We start from the raw sequence: 6,419 nt of genomic DNA on the forward strand, positions 1-6,419 counted from the left end.
TGCCCTCGTTCCATCGTGGCGGTTTTTTTGTGCATCCATGTCGCGACGAGCGTGGCGACCGCTCGTACGTCGCGCGTTGTCGTCCAGCCCATCGTTGAAATTTGCAGACAGTTCGCCGCCTTCAAGTAGTCACTTTCAAATTGGACGCGGTACCCATGATAGTGCAGTTGGTTCCCAAGTTCAGATGACGAGAGAGGATCGGGTAAATGAAGAGCTAAAATCCCAGGCGCTTGATTCGGTTTCTTTTTGAAAGGGACACCGTGCTTTGCGAACGTCTCCTGCAGAACGTCCATCTTTCGTTGATGTGTCTCAATCTCTGCCTCGGTCAGTTCATCCAACGCCACCTCGAGTGCTTTGATTAAAGACATCGACTGCGTGAACGCGATGGGATCATACTGTGCCAAATCCAGATAGCGAGGAATCCTTCGAATCGGTTCAGCTCGTTTCTTCATGGCGACAAAAGCGAGGCCCGGAGCGGCCCGGAGCGCTTTTCCAGAAACGAATGTCACCAGATCGGCAAACGAATAGTCGATCTCAAACGTTCCGACCGCACTGATGGCATCGATCGCCACGATTGTGTCGTGTTCGCCTGCATAGCGACGCAAGCGTTCCATGTCGACGAGTTCTCCGGTCGACGTCTCACAGTGAACGGTCCAAATCCATTTCGGTGCATACCGTTCCACTTCGCGCCAATCTGCCTCTGAATGGGGCATCGCGAGCACGTCAAATAAAAGGCCGGCACGTCTCGCATGATCCATGAGCCGTTTTCCGAACTCGCCCGTATCCAAGATGAGCCCGCGTCCCGCTAAACGCACCGCCACCGCGTCGTTCGCGACGGTCCCGCTACCGAGTAATGTATACATGTATGGCAACTTCACGAGACGGGATAACTTCGCCTGCACGTTTTGCAATAATCGCTTCGCTTCGTTCGAACGATGGGGCATCGGCTGTGACGTGAGGGCTTGACGTACGTTCAAAGAAAGTTCGACCGGACCGGCAAGTAGCAATTTCGGCCGTAAAACTGCAGACGTCTCCGACTCAAAGAAACCAGCGCGCGTCAACAGCATCGGAATGTATCGGGCTTCCACCGGACCGACTGGAGGGGCGAACGGAACAAATCCGAAACGGCGATACAGCTTTTGTTCACGTGTCGTCCCGCTAATCACGACGCCCTTGACACCTCGTGCTAATGCGTCTTCCATCACGGCGCGCATCAAGCCGGCGAACGTACGCGTATTTCGATAAGAACGGGTCACCGCGAGTAAACGAATTTCCATCCATTCCCCCGGCGGTAGCCGGACCCCTTTTTGTTCCAATGAAAAAGGATGCGCTGTACGTAAGGCGCACATCGCGACGAGATGGCCATCCTGTTCCCCGACCCAATATGTACTCGTGTCATAAAACCGGTCGACGAGGCGTCGTTCCTCGTTCGGTTGGTGCTGTGGAATCTCTTCCACGAACGTCTCATAATTCAACCGATGAATCGCCGGTGCATCTTCCGGCGTTGCTTGTCGAAATTCAATCATGTCGTTTTCCCCTTTCGATGATGCCACCAGATGATGCTTAGGATGACACATGAAATCATCACGTCGCTCCATTCACCAAGTGCCGCAAGAGGCAACAAGCTGAGCATCACGAGCCCCGTCTCCCGAGAGTTGCCCGTCAGTTTGATGAAGACGAGTAAAAGCAAAAGACCTGCCACAAACCAAAGCGGGCTATACGCTAAAATAATTCCAGAAAAAACGGCATATCCCTTCCCACCACGTCTCATCTGCCAGATAGGATAAATGTGCCCCACCGTCAAAGCGAGGGCGGTCTCCCAAAAATACGTTCCGCTAAACGATAAGACGAGGACCGTCTTCAAGACGTCGAACCCGTAGACAAATAAAAACGCTTTGACTCCACCTGCGCGAAACGCGTTTCTCGCCCCTGTATTACCGGATCCACTCTTCGAGAGGTCGTGTCCACTTATTAAACCGTAGAGGCGTCCCCCGAGCACACTGCCCACGAGATAACCAATGAGAATCATCCACATGATTCGTCTCCCCTTTGTAAAATTGTGTATGATTTTTGAAAACGGGTACTTTCTTACTGTGCACCTAGATGAAAGGGGAAATCAAGATGCGAGCTGAACATAACTGGATTAACGGGGAATGGATCGAGACGGATGAAACAATCGAAGTCCGAAATCCGGCGACCGGAAATATTATGGCAACGGTCACGAAGAGCGGAGAAACGGAGGCCCGTCGTGCCGTTGATGCCGCTCATGCGGCGTTGGCGGAGTGGCAACAAAAGACGGCCGAAGAACGCGGGGCGCTCTTGCTCGAGTGGCATCGCTTGATTGAAGAAGAAGCGGAAGCGCTCGGTCGGACGATGGTCGAGGAGCAAGGCAAGCCGCTAAAAGAAGCAATCGGGGAAATCCGTTATGCGAACGGCTTCATCGAATGGTACGCTGCCGAAGGACGCCGCGTCTACGGCGAGACGATTCCGGCCTCGGCGAACAACAAACGTATCTTCGCCATCAAGCAACCGGTCGGCGTCGTGGCGGCCATCACCCCGTGGAACTTCCCAGCGGCGATGATCACCCGAAAAGTCGGTCCGGCGCTCGCCTCGGGCTGCACCGTCGTCATCAAGCCCGCGTCGGCCACGCCGTTGACCGCGATTGACCTCGTCAAGCTTTCAGAGAAGGCCGGCTTCCCGCCCGGTGTCATCAATTTGGTGACCGGGACGGCCTCGGATATCGTCAAAGCATGGCAACAGGACACGCGCGTCCGGAAATTGACGTTCACCGGCTCGACCGAAGTCGGGAAGATGCTCATGCGTGACGCCGCCGACACGATGAAGAAAATCTCGCTCGAGCTCGGTGGCCATGCCCCGCTCATCGTCACCGCGAAAGCCGATTTGGAGAAAGCCGTCCCGCAAGCGATCGCGACGAAGTTCCGAAACGCGGGCCAGACGTGTGTGTGCGCCAACCGAATCTACGTCGAACGTTCCATCGTCGACGCGTTTTCAGAGAAGTTCATCGAGGCGGTCGAGGAACTCAAGGTCGGAAACGGGCTCGAGGACGGCGTCGACATCGGTCCGCTTATCGATGAGGCCGCCGTCGACAAAGTGATGAAACATCTCGAAGATGCGCAAATTCGCGGCGGCGAAGTGTTCGGCGGCGAACAGCTCGACGGGTTGTTCGTTCGTCCGGCCGTCGTCCGGTATGCGAACGAGGATATGCTCTGCATGAACGAAGAGACGTTCGGTCCCGTCGCCCCAATCGCCTCGTTTGATACGCTCGAGGAGGCGGTCGAACGGGCGAATGCGACCCCGTTCGGGCTCGCCGCTTACGTGTTCACGCAAGACATCAACGAGGCGCTCTACTTAGCCGAAGCGCTCGAATACGGCATCGTCGGCGTCAACGATGGCCTCCCTTCGACGCCGCAGGCCCCGTTCGGCGGATGGAAAGAGAGCGGCCTAGGACGTGAAGGCGGTCACCACGGCATCGAAGAGTTCTTAGAAGTGAAGTACATCTCGCTCGGCCTATAACAAAGACCGGTTGAACGTTTGTTCAACCGGTCTTTCTCATGCGTTTACGATGTCCAGTAAATCAGCCGGCGCTTCAATCACGTGATCGGCAAGCGCCCACTCCTCTTCGTTCCCGAAACCAAATCCGGTCAAGACGACAGGGAAGTCATGGGCCCGCGCCGCCTCGACGTCCGATTTGCGGTCCCCGACCATAACGTAGTTCCCATCCCCATGACGGAGACGGTGTGCCGTCAAGATGTCCGCCTTCTTCTCCCCGCTCACCGATTCGAGACATTCCGGCGCCGTCATGAACGGACGAATCCGTTGCGAGTCCAAAATCAAGTTCAAATAATGGACGCCGCAATTGCTCGCCGTCGTCAACGTGTGCCCGTCCGCATGGAGCGTCTCGAGCATCTCATAGATGCCGTCGAACAACACATGCTGTCCTTCCATCGCGCGTTCGAGCGTCTCATGACGAAGCTTTCGGATTTGGCGAATCTCTTCAATCGTCGCTTCCGGAATCACATGCTCCCAAAAGGCATTCCCGGCAAGCCCATAACCGGAACGGACCGCTTCCTCGCTCGGTTTTGGTAAATGCGGAAGCTGTTCGAGCGCTTCGTGAATCGCTTTTGTCATCGGAACGGTCGTGTCGACAAGCGTTCCATCGATATCAAATAAAATCACTGCCATAATCGTTACCCCTCTCTCTTCTACTTCCCTTACCGTAGCAGAATGCCCGAAAAAGCTAAAGCAGAAACGTGGCTAGGCCAAAAGTCGACCTATGTACCTCGGACCTACAAATCTTTACATTTTCTCAAAATGAGGGAAACGAGACTGCAATGTACGTCCGTTATAGTTCGGTTTGTAAGATTCATCACTCGAGGAGGCAAACAAATGAAACGAACATGGATGATTGGGGCGCTCGCCCTCGGCTTGACGGCGGGAACGTTGACAACCGGGCTACATAACCATGAAACGGCCGAAGCAAACGGGAAGCACGGGAAAGGGACAGTCAAAAACGTCATCCTCATGATTCCGGACGGCTATTCCGCGTCTTATGCGACAAACTATCGCTGGTATGCGGGCGAGGAAGAGACGGCGCTCGACAAGCAATTGACCGGCATGATGCGCACCTACTCCGCAAATTCCAAAGTGACGGATTCGGCTGCAGCCGGCACGGCAATGGCGACCGGTGTGAAGACGAACAACGGGACGATCAGCATGGACCCAGACGGAAACGAGTTGACGTCCGTGCTCGAGAGAGCGAGCCAGAACGGGAAAGCGACCGGGCTCGTCGCCACGTCGACCATCACGCATGCGACACCCGCCGTATTCGCTTCTCACGTCGCTTCACGAGCAAGCGAAGCTGAGATTGCCAAACAGTATATGGACGCTCTCGAGGTCGACGTCCTCCTCGGCGGTGGTCAAAAATATTTCACCGCTGAAGCGAACGGCGGGTTACAAAAAGAGGATTTGATTAAACGGGCAAAAGAAGCCGGCTACTCCTATGCGACGAACCGAGACGAGTTGAGAGCAGCCAAGTCTGCTAAACTACTCGGCCTCTTCGCGGACGATGCGATGGCACCTGAACTCGACCGCGATCAAACGAACGAACCGAGCTTGGCCGAGATGACCGACGCGGCCCTCACTTCACTCAAACAAGATCAAGACGGTTTCTTCCTCATGGTCGAAGGAAGTCAAATCGACTGGGCCGGTCATGCCCATGATGCCGCTTGGGCGATGAAAGATTCAGAAGCGTTCCACGAGGCGTTTAAAGCCGCCCTCCAGTTCGCGATGAAGGACAAACAGACGCTTGTCGTCGTGGCCGGAGATCACGACACCGGTGGCATGTCCGTCGGCGGTTACGGCGAGTACATCGCAAAACCTGAAGTACTCCGCTCTGTCACAGCGACCGGGGACTTCATGGTCGACGCGTTCAATGATGAGCTGACAAACGTCGAGGACGTCGTCGAGCAGTATACATCGATGAAACTCACACCGAAAGAGGCTGAACTAATCCGATCGGCGGATGAATCAAAACGTGTCATGACTTTGAATGAAATCATTAGTCAGCGGGCATACGTCGGCTGGACGACGACTCAACATACGGGCGTCGACGTCCCGCTCTACGCGTACGGGCCGCAACAAGAGCGATTCAACGGACTGCTCGACAACACGGAAGTTCCAAAACATATTTTACAGGCGATGAAATTATTAAAGTGAGACACAAAAACCGGCTGAAACGTTTCGAGGGCACTGAAAAACTTCAAATGTTTTTGAACAGAGGAGCGTCGTCCCGGAAGGGATGGCGCTCCTCTGTTTTCATCGCCCTTCAGCCGCCCTGTCCGGCACGCCGCTTTCCTGGGGGCGGGCGTCGAGCCGCATCGCGACGGTGTCGCTGCTGGGTCTCGCCTTGCCCGCTGATTCCCCGGGAGTCGGCGTGCCCTCGGGCGGCGCTGTACGCGCCCGGCATTCCGGACTATACTGGCAGTAACCAACCAACTTGGAGGCGATCCCGATGATGCCCGACCTGCCGAACATGCCGCCGAGCCCGTATGCGGCCCTCTATGATCTGTTGATCCCGGCCGATGACGAGCTGCGGCTCATCCACGACCTCGTCCCGTTCGATTTCATCACCGAGTTGCTCGAGGACACGTATTGCCACGACAACGGTCGGATGGCCGTCCATCCTGTCCGGATGTTCAAGTATCTGTTCCTGAAGGCGCATTCGAACCTGTCCGACGTCGACCTCGTCAGACGGGCGAAGACCGATCTCGCCTACAAATATTTTCTGGACCTGGCACCGGAGGATGACGTCATCAACCCCTCCTCGCTCACGAAGTTCCGCCGTCAGCGTATGGACGACGACGAGCTGCTCGACAAATTGATTGGACACACGGTCGAGA

Annotated in this window: 6 protein-coding genes; 3 read left to right on the plus strand and 3 right to left on the minus strand. The window is 55.6% G+C overall.

Annotated features, from left to right (window positions below; all coding sequences use genetic code 11):
• Both DI14_RS11655 and DI14_RS11660 read right to left on the minus strand, forming a co-directional pair.
• Positions 1–1,526 (minus strand): GNAT family N-acetyltransferase (locus tag DI14_RS11655; protein WP_051622709.1); only part of this gene is annotated, 1,526 nt, incomplete at its 3' end.
• On the minus strand, positions 1,523–2,035 hold the full coding sequence (locus DI14_RS11660; protein ID WP_034808729.1) for a glycerol-3-phosphate acyltransferase: 513 nt from the start codon (positions 2,033–2,035) through the stop codon (positions 1,523–1,525). The genes DI14_RS11660 and DI14_RS11655, both read right to left, overlap by 4 nt.
• A gap of 86 nt (positions 2,036–2,121) precedes the next feature.
• On the opposite strand from DI14_RS11660, the gene DI14_RS11665 reads away from it, so the two are divergent.
• The gene (locus tag DI14_RS11665; RefSeq protein WP_034808732.1) at positions 2,122–3,534 is read left to right on the plus strand and encodes an NAD-dependent succinate-semialdehyde dehydrogenase; all 1,413 of its coding nucleotides are present in this window, start codon (positions 2,122–2,124) and stop codon (positions 3,532–3,534) included.
• A 36-nt stretch (positions 3,535–3,570) separates the two neighbouring features.
• On the opposite strand, the gene DI14_RS11670 is transcribed toward DI14_RS11665, so the two are convergent.
• Positions 3,571–4,203, minus strand: coding sequence for an HAD family hydrolase (locus tag DI14_RS11670; RefSeq protein WP_034808734.1), 633 nt, complete (start codon positions 4,201–4,203; stop codon positions 3,571–3,573).
• 204 nt (positions 4,204–4,407) lie between these two features.
• Between DI14_RS11670 and DI14_RS11675 the strand changes: the two genes are divergently transcribed.
• Complete coding sequence (locus tag DI14_RS11675; RefSeq protein WP_235193463.1) at positions 4,408–5,736, plus strand: alkaline phosphatase; 1,329 nt, start codon at positions 4,408–4,410, stop codon at positions 5,734–5,736.
• A gap of 295 nt (positions 5,737–6,031) precedes the next feature.
• Positions 6,032–6,419 (plus strand): IS1182 family transposase (locus DI14_RS11680; RefSeq protein WP_034808736.1); only part of this gene is annotated, 388 nt, incomplete at its 3' end.

It is taken from the genome of Exiguobacterium sp. AB2 (genome assembly GCF_000696055.1).
In the GTDB taxonomy this organism is placed as follows: Bacteria; Bacillota; Bacilli; order Exiguobacteriales; family Exiguobacteriaceae; genus Exiguobacterium; species Exiguobacterium alkaliphilum.